The sequence below is a fragment of the Polaribacter staleyi genome, assembly GCF_038024045.1.
GTDB lineage: Bacteria > Bacteroidota > Bacteroidia > Flavobacteriales > Flavobacteriaceae > Polaribacter > Polaribacter butkevichii.
This window is the reverse complement of record NZ_CP150665.1, coordinates 2,766,158-2,791,521: the sequence shown is the minus strand read 5'-3', so window position 1 is coordinate 2,791,521 and position 25,364 is coordinate 2,766,158. Positions and strand designations below refer to the sequence as shown.

Annotated in this window: 14 protein-coding genes; 12 read left to right on the top strand and 2 right to left on the bottom strand. The window is 31.0% G+C overall.

Features of this window, described 5'->3' with window-relative positions; translation table 11 throughout:
• The first annotated feature begins 75 nt into the window (after positions 1-75).
• The 12 genes from WHD07_RS11930 (at position 76) to WHD07_RS11875 (ending at position 21,403) form a co-directional block, all read left to right on the top strand.
• Positions 76-4,329 carry a hybrid sensor histidine kinase/response regulator transcription factor gene (locus WHD07_RS11930; protein ID WP_343328577.1) on the top strand — a complete coding sequence of 1,418 codons (4,254 nt, stop codon included), beginning with the start codon at positions 76-78 and terminating at the stop codon, positions 4,327-4,329.
• A 173-nt stretch (positions 4,330-4,502) separates the two neighbouring features.
• Positions 4,503-6,011: a sulfatase-like hydrolase/transferase gene (locus WHD07_RS11925; protein WP_343328576.1), complete on the top strand. Its 1,509-nt coding sequence runs from the start codon at positions 4,503-4,505 to the stop codon at positions 6,009-6,011.
• Positions 6,012-6,035: 24 nt separating this feature from the next.
• Positions 6,036-9,302 carry a glycoside hydrolase family 2 TIM barrel-domain containing protein gene (locus tag WHD07_RS11920; protein ID WP_343328575.1) on the top strand — a complete coding sequence of 1,089 codons (3,267 nt, stop codon included), beginning with the start codon at positions 6,036-6,038 and terminating at the stop codon, positions 9,300-9,302.
• Positions 9,303-9,548: 246 nt separating this feature from the next.
• On the top strand, positions 9,549-11,138 hold the full coding sequence (locus WHD07_RS11915; protein WP_343328574.1) for an arylsulfatase: 1,590 nt from the start codon (positions 9,549-9,551) through the stop codon (positions 11,136-11,138).
• Positions 11,139-11,351: 213 nt separating this feature from the next.
• On the top strand, positions 11,352-12,215 hold the full coding sequence (locus tag WHD07_RS11910) for a family 16 glycosylhydrolase (protein WP_343328573.1): 864 nt from the start codon (positions 11,352-11,354) through the stop codon (positions 12,213-12,215).
• 11 nt (positions 12,216-12,226) lie between these two features.
• The gene (locus WHD07_RS11905; RefSeq protein WP_343328572.1) at positions 12,227-15,100 is read left to right on the top strand and encodes a glycoside hydrolase family 2 protein; all 2,874 of its coding nucleotides are present in this window, start codon (positions 12,227-12,229) and stop codon (positions 15,098-15,100) included.
• Positions 15,064-16,497: a hypothetical protein gene (locus WHD07_RS11900; protein WP_343328571.1), complete on the top strand. Its 1,434-nt coding sequence runs from the start codon at positions 15,064-15,066 to the stop codon at positions 16,495-16,497. Before WHD07_RS11905 ends, WHD07_RS11900 begins: the two co-directional genes overlap by 37 nt.
• A 168-nt stretch (positions 16,498-16,665) precedes the next feature.
• A complete protein-coding gene (locus WHD07_RS11895; RefSeq protein WP_343328570.1) occupies positions 16,666-17,535 on the top strand; it encodes a hypothetical protein in 870 nt (289 codons plus the stop codon).
• A 228-nt stretch (positions 17,536-17,763) separates the two neighbouring features.
• Positions 17,764-19,596 (top strand): arylsulfatase, encoded by a 1,833-nt coding sequence (locus WHD07_RS11890; RefSeq protein WP_343328569.1) that lies wholly within the window; start codon positions 17,764-17,766, stop codon positions 19,594-19,596.
• A 456-nt stretch (positions 19,597-20,052) separates the two neighbouring features.
• Complete coding sequence (locus WHD07_RS11885; RefSeq protein WP_343328568.1) at positions 20,053-20,982, top strand: SGNH/GDSL hydrolase family protein; 930 nt, start codon at positions 20,053-20,055, stop codon at positions 20,980-20,982.
• Positions 20,983-21,009: 27 nt separating this feature from the next.
• Positions 21,010-21,261 (top strand): hypothetical protein, encoded by a 252-nt coding sequence (locus WHD07_RS11880; protein WP_343328567.1) that lies wholly within the window; start codon positions 21,010-21,012, stop codon positions 21,259-21,261.
• Entirely contained in the window at positions 21,218-21,403 is a 186-nt protein-coding gene (locus WHD07_RS11875; protein ID WP_343328566.1) for a T9SS type A sorting domain-containing protein, read from the top strand. Before WHD07_RS11880 ends, WHD07_RS11875 begins: the two co-directional genes overlap by 44 nt.
• 96 nt (positions 21,404-21,499) lie before the next feature.
• On the opposite strand, the gene WHD07_RS11870 is transcribed toward WHD07_RS11875, so the two are convergent.
• A complete protein-coding gene (locus WHD07_RS11870; protein ID WP_343328565.1) occupies positions 21,500-24,001 on the bottom strand; it encodes a glycoside hydrolase family 2 TIM barrel-domain containing protein in 2,502 nt (833 codons plus the stop codon).
• A 46-nt stretch (positions 24,002-24,047) separates the two neighbouring features.
• Positions 24,048-25,331: a beta-porphyranase D gene (locus WHD07_RS11865; RefSeq protein WP_343328564.1), complete on the bottom strand. Its 1,284-nt coding sequence runs from the start codon at positions 25,329-25,331 to the stop codon at positions 24,048-24,050.
• Between the last annotated feature and the right edge of the window lie 33 nt (positions 25,332-25,364).

Below are 25,364 nucleotides of genomic sequence, written 5' to 3'. Positions count from 1 at the left end.
ACAGACTTCAACAATTCATTAAATCAAGACTGTAATGATCTTCTTTTTTAAATGTTATTTTAATACATTTGTTATATGGTGATTTATTTAAAAAACTTACGATTTCTTCAAAAAGTAATTTTAATATTATGTACACTTGGGCTATCAAATAGCTTTGGTCAAAATCTATTAAAATTTCAACACTTAACCACTGAAGATGGATTATCTCAAAGTGATGTAAATGCTATTTTTCAAGATGACAATGGATTTATGTGGTTTGGAACTCATGATGGACTAAACAGATACGATGGTTATAATTTTACCGTTTTTAAACCAAATTCAAAAATTCCAAAAAAAATTAGCAGTAATTTAATTTGGAATATTATAGGTGATCAAAAAGGTGATTTATGGATTGGAACAACTGGAGGTGGCCTAAACTATTTTAATCAAAAAACAGAAGAATTTAAAACATTTAAACACGACCCAAAAGACGAAAACAGCATAAAAAGCAACCACATAAGAGTCTCATTCATAGATAGTAGCAATAGGTTATGGGTTGGTAACTCTAAAGGAATTGATATGGCTGATTTAACAAAGCCTGTAGATTCACTAAAATTTCAACATTTTAATTTATATCAAAACAGCTCAATACCTACAAGAAATATAGATAATGTAACTACATTTTTCGAAGACAGTAAGCACCAAGTGTGGATTGGAGGAGTAATTGGGTTATCTAAAGTGTCTAAAGACAAAAATGGCGACACCTATTTTCAATACGTAAACAAACAAATAAATCTACCACAAGTAGAGGTAAGATCAATAGTAGAAGATAGTTTTGGAAACTTAATATTAGCAACAAGTTATGGTTTATATCGCTACCTCCCTAATGAAGAAAAAAATCAAACACAACTGATAAGAAAAGGAGCTTACATTACTGTTTCAATAAGCAATAATCATATATGGGCAGGAACAGATGAAGGCCTTTTAGAATTCAACAATCTTTCTAATTTTAAAAAACCTTCGCTCATCGGTATTTTTAAATACGACCCTAAACATCCTAATTATAGCCTAACTAAAACAGCCATTAAATCTTTATTTATAGACAAAACAGGCATTGTTTGGATAGGTACAAATGGTGGAGGTGTTAATAAATTTGACCCTCATAAAAAGCAATTTACTCATATTAAAAACAATTTAGATCCGGGTAGTTTAAGTAATGATAAAGTTAGAGCAATCTTAGAAGATAGTGAGCAAAATTTATGGATGGGGACTGAAGGAGGAGGCTTAAATTTTTTAAGCAAAGAAGATACTAACAAGAACTATAATAAATTTCAACATTTTACAGGTTTAAATAAAGTATTTGCCATTGAAGAAATAAAATTAAAAGACTCCAAAAAAATATATATCGGCGGCGAAGGCGCTCCGGGGTTATTTGAAATTGATTTAGCAAAAAAAAATACAATTACAAAACACCCTTTTAAAGAAATTCCTAACAGTGTCTTTTCAATTCTTCAGGATAAAGATAATAATATTTGGATTGGTACTTATAGAGGAGGTATTCATAGATGGATGATAAACGAAGATGAAACTACCTTTAAAAAAGATATCATTCGCAGAAACCCTAAACTAGAGTCTAGCCTTCCAAACAACATAATTCGTGATATTTTTCAAGACTCAAAAGGAAATATTTGGTTTGCAACCGGAAATGGTTTAAGCAAATTACCCTCGAACCAGATAAATGCTAAAAACCCAAAATTTGATAACTTTAAAAACAATCCATTAGATAAAACATCTATCAGCCACAATTACATTTTAACTGTTTTTGAAAGTAAATCTGGAGATATTTGGATTGGTACTTTTGGAGGCGGATTAAACAAACTGATTGCAGCTACTAAAGAACATAAAGTACGTTTTAAATCGTATTCTAAAAAAGACGGACTACCAAACAACGTTATAAAAGGCATTTTAGAGGACGAACAAGAAAACCTTTGGATTTCGACAAATAAAGGCCTCTCTAAATTTAATATTGCAAACAACACCTTTCAAAACTACGACGTAAATGACGGTTTACAAAGCAATGAGTTTAGCGAATTAAGTGCCTTTAAAACCAAAGAAGGAAAAATGCTTTTTGGAGGTGTAAATGGCTTTAATGCATTCTACCCCAGTAACATAATTAGCAATAAAACAAAAGCAGAAACCGTGCTTACAAAATTCTCTATTTTTAATCAACCTGTAAGAATTGGAGAAACCATAAACGGTAGAATTATCTTAAAGAACTCTATTAACACAACCAAGGAAATTGAATTAAAATATAGTGAAAATAATTTTTCTTTTGAATTTTCTGCTTTGCATTATGCTGCTTCTAAAAAAAATAAATACGCTTATAAATTAGAAGGATTTAATGATGATTGGGTATACACCACATCTTACAACAGGCATGCCACTTATACCAATTTAGAACCAGGTTCATATACTTTAAAAATAAAAGCGTCTAACAACGATAATCTTTGGGACGACACACCTGTTAAACTTAAAATAAACATCACCCCTCCTTGGTGGAAAACAAATGTTGCACAATTTATTTATCTACTTTTAACAATTGGACTTCTATTAGCTTTTAGAAAATACACCATTATTAGAACTACTAAAAAGCATAATTTAGAACTCGATCATCTAGAAAAAGAGAAAAATGAAGAAATTCAAAAATTAAAATTAGAATTTTTCACAAATATCTCTCATGAGTTTAGAACACCGTTAACACTCATAAAAGGTCCTTTAGACTACCTATTAAAAAAAGGTGATACCCTTAGTCAAAAAGAAGTAAATGACCAGTACAGTTTAATGAATAAAAATACAAAGTATCTTTTAAGGCTAGTAAACCAACTTTTAGATTTTAGAAAAATGGATCATGGAAAAATGAACCTTAATCTTAGCAAAAGTAATATTGTAGAATTTTTAAAAGAAATTGGAGAACCTTTTCAAATTTTAAGCCTCAAAAAAAATATTTTCTTTAAAACAAACACATCTAAAGACTCTATTTTAAGTTGGTTTGATGCAGATGCACTAGAAAAAATTATAAATAATCTTTTATCAAATGCATTTAAATTTACACCAGAAAACGGTACCATTTCATTAGATATTTTTGATGGAAGCGATTTTGTAAAACCACACTCTTTACAGCTAGATATAGATCAATCTAAATATGTTGTAATACAAGTAAAAGACTCTGGTCCCGGTATCCCTGCACACAGAATTCAGCATATTTTTGAAAGATTTTATACTGAAATTGGTATCACAAAAACAATTTTAAAAGAAAAAGGAACTGGTATCGGGCTTTCATTTACTAAAAATTTAGTAGAACTACACCAAGGTATTATAAAAGTAAAAAGCGACCCAGAAAACGGTACAACCTTTTTTGTTTGGTTACCTAGAGACAAAGAAACCTACAAAAATAAAAGTGAATTAAAATTTCATGAAGTATTTGAATCTGACACCTTTATAACCAGAGAAGATGCAGACTCTCATGCCATTAGTGTTATGGATGATATTGTTGATAATAATATGATAAGAACTAGATCTAAGTTACCGGTTCTATTAATTATTGATGACAATGCAGATATAAGATCATTCATAAAAAAAGGTTTAGGAGAATCTTATTATATATACGAAGCTGAAGATGGACAAAAAGGGTTTGAATTAGCAAATAAATTTATACCAAACATTGTTATTACCGATTTAATTATGCCAATTATGGATGGTATAGAATTTTGTAACAAACTTAAAAGCACCAAAGAAACAAGTCATATTCCTGTTGTAATGCTTACTGCAAAAATCTCACAAGAAAAAGAAATAGAAGGTTTAAAAACTGGGGCAGATGCTTATATTAGAAAGCCTTTTGATATGGAATTATTAGAACTAAAATTATCTAATATATTAAACCATAAAGAAGAGCTAAGAAAAAGGTTTAATAGAGAAATAACCCTACAACCTAAAGACGTAACGGTTACATCTTCTGATGAAACATTTCTACAAAATGCAATTGAGCTTGTAGAAAAACACATGATGAATTCAGAATTTAGTGTAGAAATGTTAGTTAAGGAAATGAATATGAGTCGAAGTAATTTATATTTAAAAATTAAAGACCTTACAGGATTATCTTCTAGTGAATTTATTAGAAATATTCGCTTAAAAAGAGCAGTTCAACTTTTTGATAAAAGTGATTTATCTGTAAAAGAAATTATGTACATGACTGGTTTTAATACTGCCTCATATTTTTCTAAATGCTTTAAAAAACAATTTGGAGTTATCCCTAGTAAATACGTTAAAATTAAAGAAGATAAAGACTCTTAAATAGAAACTAGGTAAAGATAAAAACATCTATTTCACAAAAAAAACCATCTGTGTTTATCAAAACACAATACTTATTGCAACTTTGCTATAGTATTTTGATTTGATTTGATTTAATTAATTAACAATACTCATTTTTAAAAGTGAGTATTGTTTTTATAGATAGCCTACAGAACATGAAAATTAAAATTTATTTATTGCTATTTTTATTTGCAATTACCAGTTGTACCAAAACAGAAAAAACTACCAAAACAAAACCTAATATTGTTTTTATTTTTACAGATGATCAAACATATTCATCTATCCACGCCCTTGGAAATAACGAAATAATTACTCCAACCATGGATCGGTTGGTACATGAAGGAACCACATTTACAAATGCGTATAATATGGGCGCATGGAGTGGTGCTGTATGCGCTGCTTCGAGAGCTATGTTAATTTCTGGAAGGTCTGTTTGGAGAGTAAATAACTTTAGAAAAAACTGGATTAAAAAAGACTCTTTAAATAAAACTTGGGGAAAGCTATTAGAGGCAAATGGTTATGAAACTTACATGACCGGTAAATGGCACGTAGATGCTCCTGCCGATAGTGTTTTTCAACACACAAAACATATTAGACCAGGAATGCCTAAAGACGCTTGGGATCATTGGAAAATGGTTGCAAAATTCGATTCTTTATCAAAAGTAAAACATCCAGATTACCAAGCAATCATGCCCAATGGATATAACAGACCGCTATCTAAAAAAGACACTTCTTGGTCTCCATACGACACTACAAAGGGTGGTTTTTGGCAAGGTGGAAAACATTGGAGTGAAGTATTAAAAGACGACGCTATTTCTTTTATAAATAAAGCAAAATCTAAAGACAATCCTTTCTTTATGTATTTAGCTTTTAATGCTCCTCACGATCCAAGGCAAGCTCCAAAAGAATATCAAGATATGTATGACATAAATAACATATCAATTCCTAAAAGTTACCTTCCTCAGTACCCATATAGCCAAGACATTGCTAGTGGAAGAAACGTAAGAGACGAAGCATTAGCTCCTTTTCCCAGAACCGAATTAGCAGTTAAAACACATACTAAAGAATATTATGCTAGTATTACGCATGTAGATGCTCAAATAGGAAAAATAATTGAAGCTCTTAAAGCTTCTGGAAAAATAGAAAACACTTATATTATTTATACTGCAGATCATGGATTAGCCATGGGAAAACATGGTTTAATTGGTAAACAAAGTTTGTTTGACCATAGTATTAGACCTCCAATGGTTATCATAGGGCCTGATATTCCAAAAAACAAAAAAACCAATATAGATGTATACTTGCAAGATGCTATGGCAACATCTTTAGATATAGCAGGTGTACAAAAACCAAAATATATTGAATTTAATACTTTTTTAGATATTGCAAAAGGTACAGCAACAAAAAGCAAATACAAAGCTATTTATGGTGCTTATAAAGATGCTCAGAGAATGATTAGAAAAGACGGATATAAACTAATGGTTTATCCTAAAATCAAAAAAGTGTTGTTGTTTGACTTAAAAAATGATCCTGAAGAAATGGAAGACCTTTCTAAAAATCCAGCTCAAAAAGAACGAGTAAAGAACTTGTTTCAAGACTTATTAAAGTTACAAAAAGAAATGGACGACACTTTAGACCTTTCTGCTTTAAACTTAAAATTATAAATATTTAATTTACACAAAAAAGTAATGCAAAAATTCAAGCTAAACTTATTACTATTTATTCTATCAATTCCTGTATTTTCGCAACAAAATGATTGGGAAAACCCAAAAGTAAATCAAATTAACAGGCTTCCTGCAACAGCTACTTTTTATAATTTTGACAATGAGTCTCAAGCTATTGCCGGAGAAAGAGAAGTATCGTCTAATTTTAAAACACTTAACGGCGATTGGAAATTTAATTGGGTGGCTACTCCTGCTGAATCTTCTAAAACTTTTCATGAAGCAGGTTTTAATGCATCAAAATGGAATACCATTGATGTACCTTCAAACTGGGAAATGAGAGGGTATGGAACTCCTATTTACACCAATGCTGTTTACCCTTTTTTTAGTGATTTTCCGTACATAAACAACTCAGACAATCCCGTAGGGCATTATATTAAAACTTTTGAAATTGATGATTCCTGGAATAAAAAAGATATCATTCTTCATTTTGGAGGAGTATCTTCTGCATTTTATGTTTGGGTAAATGGTGAGTTTGTTGGGTATAGTGAAGACACTCGTTTACCATCAGAATTTAACATCACCCAAAAAATTAAAAAAGGTAAAAATACTATTGCTGTAAAAGTATACAGATGGTGCGACGGTAGTTATTTAGAAGCCCAAGATCATTGGCGTATGAGTGGTATAGAAAGAGAAGTATATTTAAAAGCAGTACCTAAAGTACGTTTATCTAACTTTTTTGTAAGAACAGATTTTGATGATTCTTACAATAATGCTTTATTACAAATAAGACCAGAGTTTATTGCCAACATTACAAATAAGTATATTGAAAAAGTGGGTCATTTTGGAGATGCTCCTTTAAAAACAACAGTTGATAATTGGACATTAATAACCAAGTTAATCGATGCTGAAGGCAAAGCTGTAGGTCATAAAAACTCTTTAAAATTAGGGGATTATTTTGGAGAAAGATATCCACAACGTGATAATGTATATTTCGGTTTAATTGAAACTGAAGTAAAGTCGCCTAAAAAATGGTCTTCTGATGCCCCATATTTGTACACATTATTATTTGAATTACAAGATGACAAAGGAAACTCCATTCAATATTCAAGTACAAAAGTTGGTTTTAGAGAAATTGAAATTGATAAAAAAGGTAGGTTTTTAGTTAATGGAAACCCCGTAAAAATGATTGGTGTTAATAGACACGATCATAATATGAAAAATGGAAAAACGGTATCTAGAGAAGATATGGAAACTGATGTTAAATTATTAAAACAATTTAACTTTAATGCTGTGCGTACCTCTCACTACCCTAACGATCCTTATTTTTATGATTTATGCGATCAGTACGGAATTTATGTGATGGATGAAGCCAATCTAGAAACACATGGAATTCGTGGTAAATTATCAAATGAACCAAGTTGGACTCAAGCTTACCTAGAACGTGCTATTAGAATGGTTGAACGTGATAAAAATCATCCTAGTATCGTAATGTGGAGTTTAGGTAATGAATCTGGAATGGGGCCAAATCATGCTGCTATGTCTGGATGGATTAAAGATTTTGATCCAACAAGATATATTCATTATGAAGGTGCACAAGGTGTTCCAACAGCTCCAGACTACAAACAAAACTTTTTTAAGAAAAGTAAAGGTAACCCAACAGATCCATCTTGGGTAGATATGTTAAGTAGAATGTATCCTACACCACAAGACTTACAAGATTTAATAGACCATACAAGTACAATTGATAACAGACCTGTTGTAATGTGCGAATATGCCCATTCTATGGGGAATTCAACTGGTAACATGAAAAAATATTGGGATGTTATTTATAAAAACGACAGAGCTTTAGGGGGGTATATTTGGGATTGGATTGATCAAGGTATTGTAAAAACAGATGAAAACGGTGTTGAATTCTTAGCGTATGGTGGCGATTTTGGTGATAAACCAAACTCAGGAAGTTTCTGTATAAATGGCGTTATAGCTTCAGACAGAACACCCAAACCAGCCATGTACGAGTGTAAAAAAGTAAATCAACCTGTAGAAATTTATGAAGTTAATGCTCTAAAAGGTGAGTTTACAATTTTAAATAGACATCACGCAGTAGATTTATCTAAATACAATTTATTTTGGAACATTACAGAAAACGGTGTTGTGGTTAAACAAGGTACTATAGATGAATTAAATACACAACCTTTTAAAACAAGTACAATAAAAATAAACTACAAAAAACCTAAATTACATACCAATAGCGACTATTATATCAATATTGAAGGTAAACTAAAAGAGAATGAATTATGGGCCAATAAAGGTTATGTCATTTTTAATGAACAGTTTAAATTAAACTATACAGTTAAAAAATCTGCTAGTATAAAAAGCAATTCAGCATTAAATATAATTGAAAAAGGGAACACTATAACTGTTAATAACAAAGAAATTAAACTTCAAATAAATAAAGAATCTGGTTATATAACTTCCTATATTTCTAAAGGAACATCACTAATGTCTTCTCCTTTAAAATTAAACTTTTGGAGAGCCGAAACAGAAAATGATGAAGCCTATAGAAAAGCAGCTAAAAAACAAAATGAATTAAATTGGATGCATGCTGGAGACAATTTTAAACCAGAAAAAGTTACCGTAATTAAAGATAAAAAAGGAAAAGTAATTGTAAATGTACTAGGAGCTATTGCCAACCCAAAAACTAAGGTAAATTTACAATACACCATTTTAGGAAATGGACAGGTAAAAGTATCCTACACCGCTAAAATTAGCGATGGAGCTCCAAATGTGCCACGTATAGGAATGCAATTTGATATACCAAATACCTTTAAAAATGTTACTTATTTAGGTAAAGGACCTCAACCAAATTATATTGATAGAAATTATGGTGCACATGTTGGTTTGTATTCTGATGATGTAAATAAAATGAATTACCAATACGTGTATCCAGAAGAGTATGGAAACCGTACAGAAATAAGCTGGTTTAGACTTGAAAACCTAAAAGGTAAAACGTTGTTAGTTTCTGGAGAAGAAAAACTAAATTTTAGTGTATTGCCATATAGTACACAAAATTTACAAGAAGCAAAACATACCAACGAATTAATTGATAGAGATGTTTTTACTGTCAATATCGATTTAAATCAAACTGGTGTGGGAGGTGATGATACTTGGTCTCCAAATGCTATGCCTCACAAAGAATATTTAATAAAATCTGGTGAATTTAAATATCAATTTTATTTAATTCCTTCAGATTTAAAGTCTAAAACAAAAAATCCAAAATCAATTAAGTTTTAAACCTTAATCAAAGTATATCGTTTCATAAAATATTAGCATTCATTTCAATTCTGTTGATATTTTCATACAACAAAAACCAACCTTGTAAATAAAGGTTTTTAAGTAAAATGTTTGCCAATTGTTAAGGAATCAACAAAAAAGGATACTATTAAAATAAAAGCAATATATAAAAGGTTTAGAAGTAGATAATATTCTAGTAATTACTAAATAATTTTATACCTTTCATTATCGTAAACACAAACTCAAATGAAACATTTTTTTAAGCTTAAAACAATTTCAAAAGTCTTATTAGCAGCAACACTAATAACCTCTGTATTGGGATGTAAAGACGCTAAAAACAAAACAGTACAAAGTGCAGAAGTACCTCTTAAAAAAACCACAAAACCGAATATTGTATTTATTTACTTAGACGATTTAGGTTATGGAGATATCAGTGCAAATGGAGCAACAGAAATCAATACACCAAACATAGACCAATTAGCCAATGGTGGTGTTCGTTTTACAAACGGATATGCAACATCCGCAACCTGTACTCCAAGTCGTTACGGAATATTAACAGGTATTTATCCTTGGAGAAATAAAGACGCACAAATTTTACCAGGTACTGCGCCTCTAATTATAAGTACAGCACAAATGACGGTTCCTAAAATGTTAAAACAACAAGGATACCAAACTGGTATTGTGGGTAAATGGCATTTAGGATTAGGTAAAGGACATGTTAATTGGAATGAGCGTATTACACCAGGACCTAATGAAGTAGGTTTTGAAGACTCTTACATAATGGCAGCAACACAAGATCGTGTACCAACAGTATATATAAAAAACGGACATGTTGATGGTTTAGACCCTAAGGACCCTATTGAAATTGACTATGCTAAAAATTATAAAGGGCAACCTACAGGTAAAGATAACCCAGAACTTTTATCAATGAAATGGCATCATGGGCATAATAACAGTATTGTAAATGGCATTCCAAGAATTGGATTTATGAAAGGTGGAGAAGCTGCAAAATGGGTTGACACTGATATGGCAGATCATTTTTTAAACAAAGCAAAAACGTATGTAAAAGAACATAAGAATGCACCTTTCTTTTTATACTATGCATTACAACAACCACATGTACCACGTACACCAAATCCTCGTTTTGTAGGTAAATCTGGTTTAGGACCAAGAGGAGATGTAATTTTAGAAGCAGATTGGGTTATTGGAGAATTCATAAAAACCTTAGAAGAAGAAAATCTATTAGAAAATACGTTAATCGTTTTATCTAGTGATAATGGCCCTGTTTTAAATGACGGATATTATGATGATGCAGTAGAAAAACTAGGAAAACACACTCCAACAGGAGGATTAAGAGGAGGTAAATACAGCCTATTTGATGCAGGTACGCACATACCATTTATTACGTATTGGAAAGGTACTATCAAACCATCTGTATCAAACGCATTAGTTTGTCAAGTAGATTTATTAAGTTCTTTAGCTAAATTAACTGGAAGTAACGTTAAAACAGATGATAGTGAACAAATAATGGATGTCTTTTTAGGAAAATCTAAAACAGGAAGAACAGATTTAATTTTAGAAGCTGGACAAAAAACAGCCCTTCGTAGTGGAGATTGGGTACTAATTCCACCATACAAAGGACAACCAATTAACAAACAAGTAAATATAGAATTAGGGGTTTCTAGCAACTATCAATTGTATAATTTAAAAGAAGATTTTAAACAACAAAAAAACCTTGCAGAAACAAATAAAGAAAAATTAGCAGCAATGATTGTTACTTATCAAAAGTTAAGAGGAACAGAAAAAACAGAAATTAAAGAGTTAGAATTAAAATAACCATTACAAATCAATAAAAAAAGGCTTTGAATTTTCATTCAAAGCCTTTTTTTATGCCCATTTATTTTTTAGAAAATGCAATAATTAAGCGTGCTAATTCCCTTTGTGTACAACTATAATGATAATTAACCATATGTGATAGCATTCTGTACATTACTAATTTAATAAATATTAGATTATGAATATTTTTATTTTTTTTAATATTTATATCAAATGAAACACGTAAAACTCCTGTATATTTTAGCTTTTTTCTTTGTTGTGACAAAAATTTCCGCACAAAATTTAACCATTCCTCCAAAGAATTATGTAGATTCTATTCAATTAGAAAATAGAGTACACCGTTTAAATTCAAGTTTTCCTTTATCAGATCAAAATAATGAGGAACATTGGAAATTACAGAAAAAATACTCTGATGAATTTGATCATAAAAAATTGAATGAAGACAAATGGTATCCTAATAATCCCAAATGGAAAGGTAGGCCACCAACCTATTTTCATGGTTCTAATGTAAGCTTAGAAAATGGAGAATTAGTAATTAGAGTGAATAAGCATGGGAAAGAAAAATTACCCAAAGATTTTACGCATTCAACAGGTTTTATAAAAAGTAAAAATAAATTTCTATATGGCTTTTTTGAAGCTGAAGCTAAATTAATGGACGCACCGTGGGTTTCTGGTTTTTGGATGACAAATGTGGGTAAAGATTGGTGGACAGAAATTGATATTTGTGAAAACGCTCCTGGTGTAAACTATAATCGTCACGATTTAAGTTCTAATATTCATGTATTTAAATCTCCTAAAGACCAAGGGGATGTTAAAAATCATTTCTCTAGAACTAAAAAATACTATTTCCCCGAAGAATTACAAAAAGATTACCACGTTTGGGGCTTGGAATGGACCAAAGAATATATCCGATTCTATATAGATGGTATATTATTTAGAGAAGCAAAAAACACGCATTGGCATCAACCTTTAGAAATCAATTTTAATTGCGAATCAAATAAGTGGTTTGGAGCCCTACCAGACAACAACAAGTTAGACGGAGAATATCATGTAAAATATTTTAGAGTTTGGAAATAAAAAAACAGAAAATGAATAAAACATACGCAATATTAATTTTAGTATTATTGTCTTTACAAGTTAAGGCACAAACGCTTCCAAATGGTTTTGAAGCCGGAAATAGAACAAAAACAAACCTAAACCTTGGTTGGAAATTTCATTTAGGAGATCTTAAAACTAGTCCTACAAGTATTAGTTTTGATGATAGTTCTTGGAAAAACGTTTCAGTTCCTCACACACCACAATTAATTTCTTATGAATTGGATAGTATTAAAGAAACTTGGGTACAAGAAAAATACCTTCGTGATATTAGCTGGTATCGAAAAAAATTAACAGTACAAGCAGATCCTTCTCAAAAAGTATTTATAGAGTTTGAAGCCATTCATAATGCAACTGAATTATGGGTTAATGGAGAGAAGGTTGGTAATTATGCCGTAAACGGATACACTCCTTTTCATTTTGATATTACCAACTTTGTGAAATTTGGAGAAGAAAATACCATTGCCATTAAAGCAGATAACACCTATAACCAAACCATTGCTCCTGATCCACATAGAACCGATTATGTGAAATTTGGAGGACTTTACAGAGATGTATATTTAGTTACAACCAACAAAATACATGTAAATTTTAATTGGGAAGATTTTGATGCTGGTGTACACATAACAACACCAACTGTAAATAAAAATAATGGTACTGTTACTATTAAAACAACTGTAAAAAACGAAAACTCTACTGCTAAAAAGAGCAAAATAGTTACCAATGTTATCAATAAAGACGGATTAGTTCTTAAAAAATTAGTTTCAGAAATTACTATAGCTGCAAACTCAACACATACATTTAGACAATCTACAACTGTAGAAGAAGATTATCATTTATGGTCTCCAGACACACCATACTTGTATCGTGTAAACTCGGTGATTTACGATGATAAAACACCGGTTGATTATGTTGAAAATAAATTTGGCTTCAGAAAATTTTCTTTAGAAAAAGGCAAAGGATTTGTACTAAATGGAGAACCATTATTTTTAGTAGGTGCAAACCGCCATCAAAGTTATCCTAATATTGGTGATGCAATACCAAACTCTTTTCATTATAACGAAGCTTTACAATATAAAAAAGCAGGAATGAATATAATACGGTTATCTCATTACACACAAGATGATGCTTTTATTAATGCCTGTGACGAATTAGGAATTTTTATTTATGAAGAACCTTCTACATGGATAGAATGGGGAGATGATAATTGGTTTGCAAACCTAGAAAAAGCAACCAGAACTATGATTCGTAATCATAGAAATCATCCATCAATTATTGTTTGGGGAGCAGGAATTAACCATAGAGGCCCTGTACCAAGAATGCAAACCGTTGCCAAAGAAGAAGATCCTTTTAGATTAACAGCCTCTGCTTCTGCTCCTTGGGATGGACCAAAAAATGAAGGCATTACAGATGTACATGCTACTATGGATTACAGAAGAACAGAGTTCCCAGAGAGTGCCTTTACCATGGTTATGGAACACGGAAGTTCTCCAAACGGAGAAGTAAATCAATTTCATATTTCAAGATATAAAGGCAACAAAAATAATTTTGCAGCGATTACCTGGTTAGGTGCAGATTACAATCATTTACAACCCGATATTGTTGACGACCAATGGTCTAGAGATTTTATGACAACTTACGGTGTACTTTCTCCATACAGAGTGCCACGTCCAGTATATTATTGGTATCAATCTGAATTGGTAAAAAAACCAATAGTACATATTGCTGACGAAACCGCTTCTAAAGACGGTAAAGTTAGAGTTTTTAGCAACTGCCAAGAAGTAGAATTGTATTTAGACGGTAAACTTATTGCAAGACAATTACCCGATAATGATATTACCAAAAGCAACTTAAAGCATCCTTCATTTACATTCAAACATCATTGGAAAAATGGAACATTAAAAGCTATTGGTTATTCTAATGGTGAAAAAGTAACAGAATTTACAAGACAGAAAGAAGGAAAACCACATCATATAAAAGTTGAATACAATATTAAGAACCAACCTTTTTATGCAGGAGGATCTGATATAAGATTGGTATATGCTTCTATCTTAGATGAAAACGGTACTGTTATTACCAATAGTAATAATAACGTTGAGTTTTCTATATCTGGTGCTGGAGAAATAATTGATAACGGAAAAATTTATGCAAACCCTGCTAAAGTTTATAACGGTGTTGCGGCTATTTATGTAAGAGGAATTAACAAACCAGGAAAAATAACCATTACCGCAAAAGTAAAAGGGCTAAAATCTGGCAAAGCAAGCATTCATACAGTCAACTTTAATACCAATGAAGTAACTAACCACGCCAAAGCTATTTACGATTATCCAATAGAACGTGTAGATATTGGTGGAGATAAGCAATTGGTACAATTTGAATGGCAAGAATGGACAGGGAACTCTAACAACAATTTAAAATACAATTTAGAAAACACCAATGCTAAAGTAGAAATAAGTGCTACTACAAAGATTAATTGGTTAGGAGATGGTGCAAGTATGTTAGGTGATTTAAGTTTTGTAGGTACTGATGGTATTTACATAGAAAACGGTGAATTATCTTTAAAACTGCCAGACTTAAAAACAGGTAAATATGCCATAGAAACCTTCCATCATGCAAGAAAGACCAATATTAAATTAACCAATGAAATAGAGGTAACCGTAGAAGATGCAGCTGGCAGTTTTACTAGAATTTCCGATGATCATATTGTAAACTATTATTACAATGATAGTAGTGGTGAACGTCAACCAATTTCAATAAAATCAACCTTTACATCTGATGGATCTAAAACGGTTATTCTAAGGTTTAAAAACGTTAACAAAAATGGAACTTTATGGCTAAATGGTTTCATTTTAAAGCAAATAAAGTAATGAATTTAAAGAAAGTATCAATTGCTGCCGTATTATTTACATCCATAATAACTGCACAGAATTATAATGTAGAAGTTTCATATGTATCACTAAAAAACGGAGAAGCTTCTCCAATAAAAAAATACGAAACAAAAATTAATCCTAATAGTAAAGTGAATCAAAATGATTTTATTGTATTGATTCCTAAAGTTGAATTTCAAACCATTGAGGGTATTGGCGGTGCATTTAATGAAAATGGTGGTGAAGCTTTATTTAGTTTACCAAAAAACAAACAACGTGAGGTCTTAAAAAACTTATTTAACACTAATAATGCAAATCTCGTTTTTAATAGAACTCCTATAGGTGCAAGTGATTTTTCTTTAGATGCATACAGTTATAGCATGGTTCCTGAAGATTATAAAATGAACCATTTTTCTATTAAAAGAGACAAAAAATACTTATTGCCTTTTATAAAAGCGGCGTTAAAAGAAAACCGCGATATGCTACTACAAGCATCACCTTGGAGTCCACCCGCTTGGATGAAATATAGCAATGCAATAGATAAAAATAATGTTAATAAAGCAAAAAGTAGGTTAAAAGAATCTCCTGAAATTTACAAAGCCTATGCGAAGTATTTAGTAAAATACATAGAAGCTTATAAAAAGGAAGGTGTAATTATAGATCGATTTTGTGTACAAAATGAACCTGACACCTACGCTCCTTTTCCTGGGTGCAATATGACCATGGAACAATTACAGGAATTAAGCTTAGATTATATCATTCCCGCTTTTAAAAAGAAAAAATTAAACACTGGTATTTGGGCAGGTACTTTTAGAACGATTAACAGAGGCGATCATTATAAAATACTGAATGCAAAAACCATAAATAAATTTGATGGTATTGGTTTTCAATATGCTCTTGAACCTTTTATGCGAGAAGTATCATTATTAGCACCTAACATGAAAATTATGAATACCGAAACAAAGTGTTATAACGGTGATAATTCTACCCAACAAGCCAAAGAAAGAATAGCTGAAATTGCAAATTATATAAATGCAGGAAGCACCAATTATTGCTATTGGAATCTCATTTTAAATGAAACGTCTAAAAGCGCTTGGGGTTGGAAACAAAATTCTTTGCTAATTATCAATCGTAAAAATGGAGATATTAAATATACGCCAGATTACAATGCCATGTATTTAGCTAGTAACACTATCATTAAAGGTGATAAAAGAATTGCTCACATTTCTAAACACAGAATTGTAACAACTAAAAACCGTAATAATGAAATTAAAGTATTGATTCAAAATGATAAACCAACAAATAAAGTTATAAGGTTAATGATTGATGAAGAGGAAATAAACATTGAGTTACCTAAAGAAGCACTGTGTAATCTAACAATAAAAACAGATCTCTAGAAGGTGGAGCATAAACATTAAAAATCAGTTCAAGATTAGATTTTTTTTGGTCAATTAGACAAATTAGTTTTATCCACTTGGCGGCACAATACGAATGTTCAATAAAAATAAAAAACAGACACAGAGACAACAACAAAAACAATATAAAACTAACTTCTTATAAATTTCATGAAAAAACACATCACTATAATTACGTTTGTATTTACAATATTGTTTCCTAATTTTTTAGTTGCACAAGCCTTAAACTACAATAACAATAGAATTGCTTGCAGTGCAGATGGAAATGCGCAACCAGATTTAAAGTATACCGGTAAATACAACTATGCAGACCCCGATGACTGGGGAGCAACTCCTGCAGCACTTGTTATGTTGGCTAAAAAGCATTTACAAACTAAATTGGTACATTTTTCATACAATAACTTTATACCTTCTCCTCCCCATACTACTGTTAGAAATTATATGAAAGAAGGCGTTGAGGGTTCTATAAAAAGATGGAATTTTGATAAAAACATCTTCTTTGATGTTGGAACTCAACAAAAAGAAGCTATCGAACATTTAAAAAAAGAAATAGAAAAATCGACAAATGAAAACCCCTTATATTTTATAAATATGGGACCTTCTGAATTTCTTTATCAAGCTGTTCTATTGGTTTTAAAAGACGGAAAAGAAGAGGCTTTGTCGTTTGTATATATTTTATCTCATAGCAATTATAATGATAATCACTTAAGGAGGCCCAATCATCACACTATTGATCAAGTAATTGCTCTTAGTGAAAATCGAGTAAAATTTAAAAGAATTAAAGATCAAAACAAAAAGAACAACCCTAACGAAGGTTGGAGTTCTAATCACGATTGGAGCGTTTGGAATTGGTTAAAAGATCATAAAAACAAAGATATTGCTTGGATTTGGAAGTGCATGAAGAAACACAATGAAAAAAGAGCTGATATATCTGATGCTGGAATGATTTACTATCTAATAACAGGTGATGAGGATGGAAGTCCTTCTAAATTTCAAACTTTCTTAGGAGACAAAATCTAATTATATTTTTACCTCCCTTCAAACATGGTTAACTATTATAAAGCTTGCCAAATTCATCTCTTTTTCAAGAAGAAAACAAGGCTAATATAGCAGGCTAACAGCAGCGAAAGCATAAGTTAATATAGAAAGTGTTCATAAACAGGTTTACAATAAATTATAATCTAAATTCAAGGGCTCTAATGCTATAACTCTAAAATTTAAAAATATTAATAAAAAAGAAATAATTATATGAATTTTATAAAAACTAAACTCTTATTATTAGGAAGCTTCATTGTTATAAACAGTTGTAATTCAACAAAACAAACGGAACCTAAAACAGAGATAATATCAAAGCCCAATGTCATTCTCGTTATTGCAGATGATCAAGGGTATGGAGATGTTGGTGTACTTGGAAACACCATTATAAAAACACCCAATATTGATGATTTTCACAAAGAAAGTTACCATTTAACTAATTTTCATGTGGGTCCTACTTGTGCACCTACTCGATCTGGATTAATGACTGGTAGATATGCTAATAGCACTGGAGTTTGGCATACCGTTGGCGGTTGGTCTTTATTAAGAGAAAACGAAAAAACCATGGCCAATATGTTTGCGGAAGCTGGGTATAAAACAGGCGGTTTTGGTAAATGGCATTTAGGAGACAATTATCCCTTTAGACCAGAAAACAGAGGTTTTCAGGAAACCGTAATGCATGGCGGTGGTGGCGTTCAGCAAACTCCAGATTACTGGAATAACACTTATTTTAACGATACCTATTTTCATAATGGGAAACCTCAAAAATACCAAGGATATTGTACCGATGTGTTTTTTAATGAAGCCATCAATTTTATAAAAAAGAACAAAGACAAACCTTTCTTCTGCTACATTGCTACAAATGCACCTCACAGTCCTTACAATGTGCCTATAGAATATTATAATATCTATAAAGATTTAGGAGACGATATTTTGGCCGATACTCAAAAGCGTTTTTACGGAATGATTACCAATATTGATGATAATTTTGGTAAACTAAGAAACAAGTTAAAAGAATTAAAGGTTGCTGATAATACTATTTTAATTTTTATGACAGATAATGGCACCTCTGCCGGCTATTATAGTAAAAAAGGAAAAACAACCGGATTTAATGCCAATATGAGAGGTACCAAAGGAAGCGAATATGAAGGAGGTCATAGAGTTCCATTTTTTATCCATTGGAAAAACGGAAAAATAACTACCTCTAAAGACATTCATACACTTACAGCGCAATTAGATATCATGCCTACTTTGGCAGAATTGTGTGGCATTGATTTACCAAAAAACCATCAACCAATAGACGGGCAAAGTTTAGTTCCTATATTAAAAGGAAAAGACACCTTAAAAAACAGAATGCTCGTAACAGATTCTCAACGCGTTCAACATCCTAAAAAATGGAAAAACTCTGCAGTAATGCAGGGAGATTGGCGATTGGTTAATGGAAAAGAGCTCTACAACCTTACACAAGATAAAGGCCAGAAAAACAACATTTCGGCAGAATATCCTGAAAAAACAAATGAAATGAAAGCCTTTTATGAAAACTGGTGGACACAAGTTTCTAAAGACTTTGATAAGGAAGTTTATTTTAAAATAGGTTCGGAAATGGAGAATCCAATAACACTAACGGCCCATGATATGCATGCTGAATCTGGAGCTTATCCTTGGAATCAAATTTACATAAGAAAAGGCACCATTGGTACTGGTTATTGGAGTGTTGATATTCTTAAAACAGGAAAATATGAAGTATCACTAAGAAGATATCCTTTAGAATCTAATTTAGCTATAAATGCAACAACACCTGCAATTACAAAAGAACAATTACAAGGTTTAGAAAAAGATATTCCAGAAGGAAAAAATCTAAATTATGTAAAAGCTACTATAGAATTTAAGAATCAACTTAAATTAGAAAAAGACGTACATCTAAATGATCTTTCAACCACATTTACTGTTTCACTAAAAGCTGGGAAAACTAAATTTTTAGCCAATTTTTTAGACAATAAAAATGTCCCAAACTCGGTGTACTATGCCTACATCAAAAAAATATAAATAATGAAACAATTACTCGTTTTTATTTTAACTGATGACCAATCTAACGATTTATTAGACTGTAAGGGAACTCAATAGTTAAAATTGCTAATATTGATAATTTTCTGGTTTAATTTGTAGCAATAGAAAAGGAATAAGAGACTATTTGTTTTACCAAAAAATCATGGTCTACACTTTTTGGAAATCCGCGTTTCGAATCTATTCAAAATAAAAGATGGAAAATTGAAATACCCCAAGCTAGAAAAACTGTTAAAGTAGAAATTTACAGATATACTAATGATTTATACCAAAAAGGCAAACATTAACATCAAAAATAAAGCAGTACTTATTATAGTAAAAATTAAAAATACAAACCCTATACTTATTTCTATTAAAGAGACAATACCTTCTTACAAAAAATAGATTATTAGACGTTAGGAGCAAACAGAATGGAAATAAATTATAAAAGCAAACATTATGAAGCATGTAGTAGTATTAATATTTTTTATAATTGGATTTCAAGCTGAGAATTATTCACAAGCATATGAAATAAAAGATAATATTAAACGCATTGTATTTTTAGGAAATAGCATTACGTATCAAGGAGGATATATAGATTATATTGACACCTATCTATCAATTAAGTACCCTGAAAAAAATTATGAAATTATTAATGTGGGTTTACCAAGTGAAACGGTATCCGGTCTTTCCGAACCCAATCATGCTAAAGGAGCTTTTCCACGTCCAGACTTACATGAACGATTAGATAGAATATTAACCAAAACAAAGCCTGATTTGGTACTCGCTTGTTATGGTATGAATGATGGTATTTTTATGCCTTACGATGATAATCGATTTAAAAAATATAAAGATGGGGTGAACTGGTTGCATGATAAAATTAAAAAGTTTGGTGCAGAAATAATTCACATCACACCTCCTATATATGATGAACAAAAAGGTAAGGCCTATGCTAATGTTCTTGATATTTATGCTAATTGGTTAATTAGTAATCGATATACATCTAACTGGAATGTTATTGATATTCATTCTCCAATGAAAAAAAATCTTGAAAAACAACGACTTTTAGACTCTACTTTTGTTTTTGCTAAAGACGGGATTCATCCAAATAAAAAAGGTCATTTTTTAATAGCAAAACACATTCTTATATATTTAGGCCAAACGGAATTTACTAAAATAGATGATATTAAAAGTTTCCTTTCTACATATCAAAATGGAAAAAAAATATTAAGTCATGTAGAAAAGAAACAAGCAATTATGAAAGATGCATGGTTAACCTCTATAGGCCACCTGAGACCTAGAATGAAATTAGGTCTTCCAATTGATGAGGCTCGACAAAATACAATTGAAATAGAAAAACAAATACGCCTTTTATTAAAGAAAGAATGATTAATAATAACCATACGTTTCTGTTTCTTGAACATAAAATCAAAAAACAATATTAAATATGGTTCAAATTATATTGTTATCGAAGCTGAAGATACAGGTAATACTATTGATAAATGGGTGATTAGAAAACCTGGTGATCCTAAATATTTAGATAATTTTGACGGGGTTACTGGAGCACCAAGTGCAATTAACAACACATATTTAGAGTATACAGGTGCATTAGGAAACAAAGATCATGGAAATCTTACAAAATGGAAACTCAAATATTACCATTTCTAATATTAGTGGTCAAACAATATATAACAAGAATATAAGAGATACCAATAAAGATATTGATGTCTCTTCTTTTACTGCTGGATTCTATTTTATTAAAGTTACAGAAGGATATTCTGTAACCACTAAAAAGCTAATTATTAATTAATAACAAAGTCTATTAAATTAAAAAAGCCACATTGTTAAATGTGGCTTTTTTTTTTAAATTATAATACTCTCAATTACGATATCTGAAAATATCTTATTACTTAATTTCAACGGTAAGAGAATCACTATTTAATCCTTTCCCTTTAACGCTAACCTTAACACTGCTACTCTCTTTTTTAGATTGAATAATTAGCAATGCATGTCCGTTGTTGGTGGTCACATTATTAGACTTATAATCTTGAATACTCTTATTCGATCCATTATCTACACCTAAAACACGCACAGTACCTTGTACATCAAAACTTAAACTAGCTTCCGTAGAAGTTACTTTATTGCCGTTTGCATCTAACAATTGAGCAATTACATGAGCTACATCATAACCATCTGCAGAAAGTGTTTTTTTATCAACCGTTAATGCTACGCTTACTGGTGCAGAAGTTGTTTTTAATTCTTTTTCAATTTCCTGCCCTGTAAAACCTGCTCTTGCAATTAAAGTTCCTGCTTCGAAAGGTACAGCCCAACGTAAAATTCTATCCGGACTGTTACTTAATGCTCTCCATCCTAAAGAACGTCCGTTTAATACTAATTCTACTCTTGGTAAATTAGAAGGAACCTCAACCATAATCATCTCCTCTTTTTTATAGTTCCAACTTTTTTGAGCTCTACTATTTACCCAACTAGGGTTTTTAAACGGCTTTACTTCGCCACTTAATGTATCTATAATAGTAGTATCTTCTATAGCATAAGTACCCAAAGCAATGTTTGGTTCATTTACCCAAATAGTTTTAAAATGATCCCAACCTGCTTTTTTAAAGCCTCCGAAATCTAAAATATCTCCTTCCCAACCTTTTTGTGGCCATTTATTATGAGCTTCTCCTAAATAATCAATTCCTGTCCACATATACATACTATACACCATTGGGTCTTCAATTATAGAATTCCATTCTTGCCAAGTACCCGAGTTTTCGTTTCCTGTAAAATGTAAATCTGGATAGTTCTTTTTACTCCAATCATATTGATTTACTTGATAACTAAAACCAACAACATCTAATGTTTGAGCATAACCAGAAGCTAAACTAGCAACAGGTATAATTAAATTTGCAGTAACTGCACGAGTTGTATCTAAAGACTTTACCAACTTAGAAAGCCTTTTAGCTGTTTCTGCTAATTTATATTTTCTATTTGGCAACGCATTATAACGTGCTTTCATTTCATCAGCAGAAATATTAGGTACTCTGTTCCAATAAGGCTTTGCACCTTTGTCCCACAAACCACTTACATGTTTGTAATGTTCGTAAGTCCATTCTATTTCATTTCCAATACTCCATTCAAAAATAGAAGGATGATTTCTATCACGTAAAATAGATCGTTTTAAATCGCTTTCTCCCCACTCCTGAAAATGTTCTGTATAACCTCTAGAAATATAATCGTTATGTTGCTCCTGTAAATTTAAACGTTTGTCCTTTGGATTATCAAATTCATCAAAAATCTCTGCTTGCACCAAGAAACCCAATTCATCACATAAATCATAAAATTCTTGAGAAAACGGATTGTGCGAAGTACGAATTGCATTAACTCCTGCTTCTTTTAAAGATAGTAATCTTCTTCTCCAAACACCTTTTGGAACTGCCGTACCTACCAAACCTGCATCGTGATGTAAACAAACACCTTTTACAAAAGTAGATTTTCCATTTAAAAAGAATCCTTGTTCCTTGCTATGAGAAACAGTACGTACCCCAAATGAAGTTACATATTCATCAATAGTTTTACCATTTTTAGAAATTTTTGTTACTGCTTTATACAAGTTTGGAGTATCAATATCCCAAAATTTAGGATTAGAAATAGACAACGATTGTTTAAAAATTTCTTTACGGTTTCTTTTTACTTTTTTTGATTCTGATATGCTTGCAACTTGATTCCCTTCTGAATCTATAATTGTTGTTGTCAAATCAAAATACATTGTTTTTTTATATTGATTTTCTATCGTCAATTCAATGTTAGTAGTTGCTTTTTCTTTTGTAATAACTGGTGTTGTTACAAAACTACCCCAAATAGGAATGTGTAATTTATCTACGGTAATTACTTTTACATTTCTGTAAATTCCACTTCCAGAATACCAACGACTGTCTATATAACGTGAGTGATCTACATGCACTGTAATAATATTATCTGAACCATCCGTTTTTAATTTGTTGGTCATATCAAAATACGTTGGCGAATATCCGTAAGGGTTTTCTCCTAATAATTTTCCGTTTAAGAAAAAAGTAGCGTTGTTATAAACTCCATCAAAAAGTATAAAACTACTCTTTAATTTTGGGTTGATAGCTGTTTTAAAGTGTTTCTGATAAATACCTACTCCACCAGGTAAATAACCTGTAGCACCATCCATTTTCTCATCAAAGGGAGCTTCTATACTCCAATCATGTGGTAATCTAATTGCTTTCCAATCGGTATCTTTTAAAGGAATTTCTGATGGAATTTTAGTTTCTTTTACTAAGGTAAATTTCCAATCAAAATTAAAATCAGTTTCTCTATTTTGAGCAGTCGTTACCTGAGCAATTATTAATAATAAAAAGAGGTTAAAAAATTTTCTATTCATTGTATTTATTTTAGTAGTATTTAATATTGATAGTTAATCGTTTAATTTAAAATTCGATAAACATGGTACTAACATCTATTGCTTCTTGTGGGTTGTTATTGCCATTTACATCTCTTAATATAACTTCTACTTTATAAGAATTATTTTTAGTAATATATTTTTCTAAATTTAAAACATGTTCCATTTTTCCATAACCAGGTTGCACATCTACAGTAATTTCCGCAACCTTTTTATCCCATTTTATTTTCATTCCATCTTTAATTTCAGAAACCCTAAAACAGATTGTTCTTTTTGCATTTGCCTTATAACTTAATGGTATTTTTATTGATTTAGGAGTATCCGCAGTAATAGTTAGTATTGGTAGAATGACACTTTCTTGATAAAGCTTTAAAGTAGATTCGTGCTTTTGGCTAATGCTTGTATCATTTAAATCGACCAATTGATAACCTCTTACCCAATCATAATACACGGTATTTTTGGTTGGATTTGCTAGTTCTTCATCTGTTGGTAACTCTATCCAAGGAAAAGGATATGTTTCTGATACCAAACGCATACGCATAGGTTGATTAAAAGGTTTTGGAAGAATTTTATCGTAGAACTTAATTTGTTTTGGCGCTCTTTTATCGTAATAAGAAATTGCTGTATTTTCATCTTTCCACCAACCTCCATACACATGAAAATCTTTAGAAGCAACCTCTTTATTTGTAAACTTTACACTTGGCGCTCTTAAATCGTGCTTTTTACCATCGCAATCGGTATACCAAAAATGTCCGTTAGAATTCATTCCGTTTGCAAAGAAGTTTCCTTTAAAATCACCACCTCTTCCTATAGATTCATGAATATCCCACTCCAAACCATAACTATCACATCCGTTAGGTCCTTTTGTAGAACTTACTGTAGAAAACCAAAATGTAGTAGACATTGTTGTAGCAGCAGCTTTTGCACGCGTTTCATAATATCCTAAAAAAGCTAATTTTTTTGAAATTACAGCACCACCTGCAATGTTAAATTTTAACTCTCTTTTATATCTATTAACAATAGTATCTTTTTTTAACTTTTCTCCTTTTATCTGAAGAAAACCATCTTTAACAGATATTTGAGAAGGTAAAAATATACCGGGTTCTCTACCCGACCATTTAGGATGATGATCTAACCATTTATCAGAATCTAATGTGGTTCCATTAAATTCATCAGAAAAATCTTCATTTAAAATCCATCTTTGTCCCACAGGAGGTTCTGGTGGTCCATAAGTTACTTGTGCAATTAATTTATTAAAAGTACCTGCACAACAAAGTAGTATTAAAAGGAATATATGGTTGTATTTTTTCATTTCATTGATTTTTTAATTAACAAAAACTATAGT

Excerpts from the sequence above, each read along its gene's own strand:
- WHD07_RS11930 (WP_343328577.1), top strand. The coding sequence starts at position 76 with ATGGTGATTTATTTAAAAAACTTACGATTTCTTCAAAAAGTAATTTTA.
- WHD07_RS11925 (WP_343328576.1), top strand. The coding sequence starts at position 4,503 with ATGAAAATTAAAATTTATTTATTGCTATTTTTATTTGCAATTACCAGT.
- WHD07_RS11920 (WP_343328575.1), top strand. The coding sequence starts at position 6,036 with ATGCAAAAATTCAAGCTAAACTTATTACTATTTATTCTATCAATTCCT.
- WHD07_RS11915 (WP_343328574.1), top strand. The coding sequence starts at position 9,549 with ATGAAACATTTTTTTAAGCTTAAAACAATTTCAAAAGTCTTATTAGCA.
- WHD07_RS11910 (WP_343328573.1), top strand. The coding sequence starts at position 11,352 with ATGAAACACGTAAAACTCCTGTATATTTTAGCTTTTTTCTTTGTTGTG.
- WHD07_RS11905 (WP_343328572.1), top strand. The coding sequence starts at position 12,227 with ATGAATAAAACATACGCAATATTAATTTTAGTATTATTGTCTTTACAA.
- WHD07_RS11900 (WP_343328571.1), top strand. The coding sequence starts at position 15,064 with ATGGCTAAATGGTTTCATTTTAAAGCAAATAAAGTAATGAATTTAAAG.
- WHD07_RS11895 (WP_343328570.1), top strand. The coding sequence starts at position 16,666 with ATGAAAAAACACATCACTATAATTACGTTTGTATTTACAATATTGTTT.
- WHD07_RS11890 (WP_343328569.1), top strand. The coding sequence starts at position 17,764 with ATGAATTTTATAAAAACTAAACTCTTATTATTAGGAAGCTTCATTGTT.
- WHD07_RS11885 (WP_343328568.1), top strand. The coding sequence starts at position 20,053 with ATGAAGCATGTAGTAGTATTAATATTTTTTATAATTGGATTTCAAGCT.
- WHD07_RS11875 (WP_343328566.1), top strand. The coding sequence starts at position 21,218 with ATGGAAATCTTACAAAATGGAAACTCAAATATTACCATTTCTAATATT.
- WHD07_RS11870 (WP_343328565.1), bottom strand. The coding sequence starts at position 24,001 with ATGAATAGAAAATTTTTTAACCTCTTTTTATTATTAATAATTGCTCAG.
- WHD07_RS11865 (WP_343328564.1), bottom strand. The coding sequence starts at position 25,331 with ATGAAAAAATACAACCATATATTCCTTTTAATACTACTTTGTTGTGCA.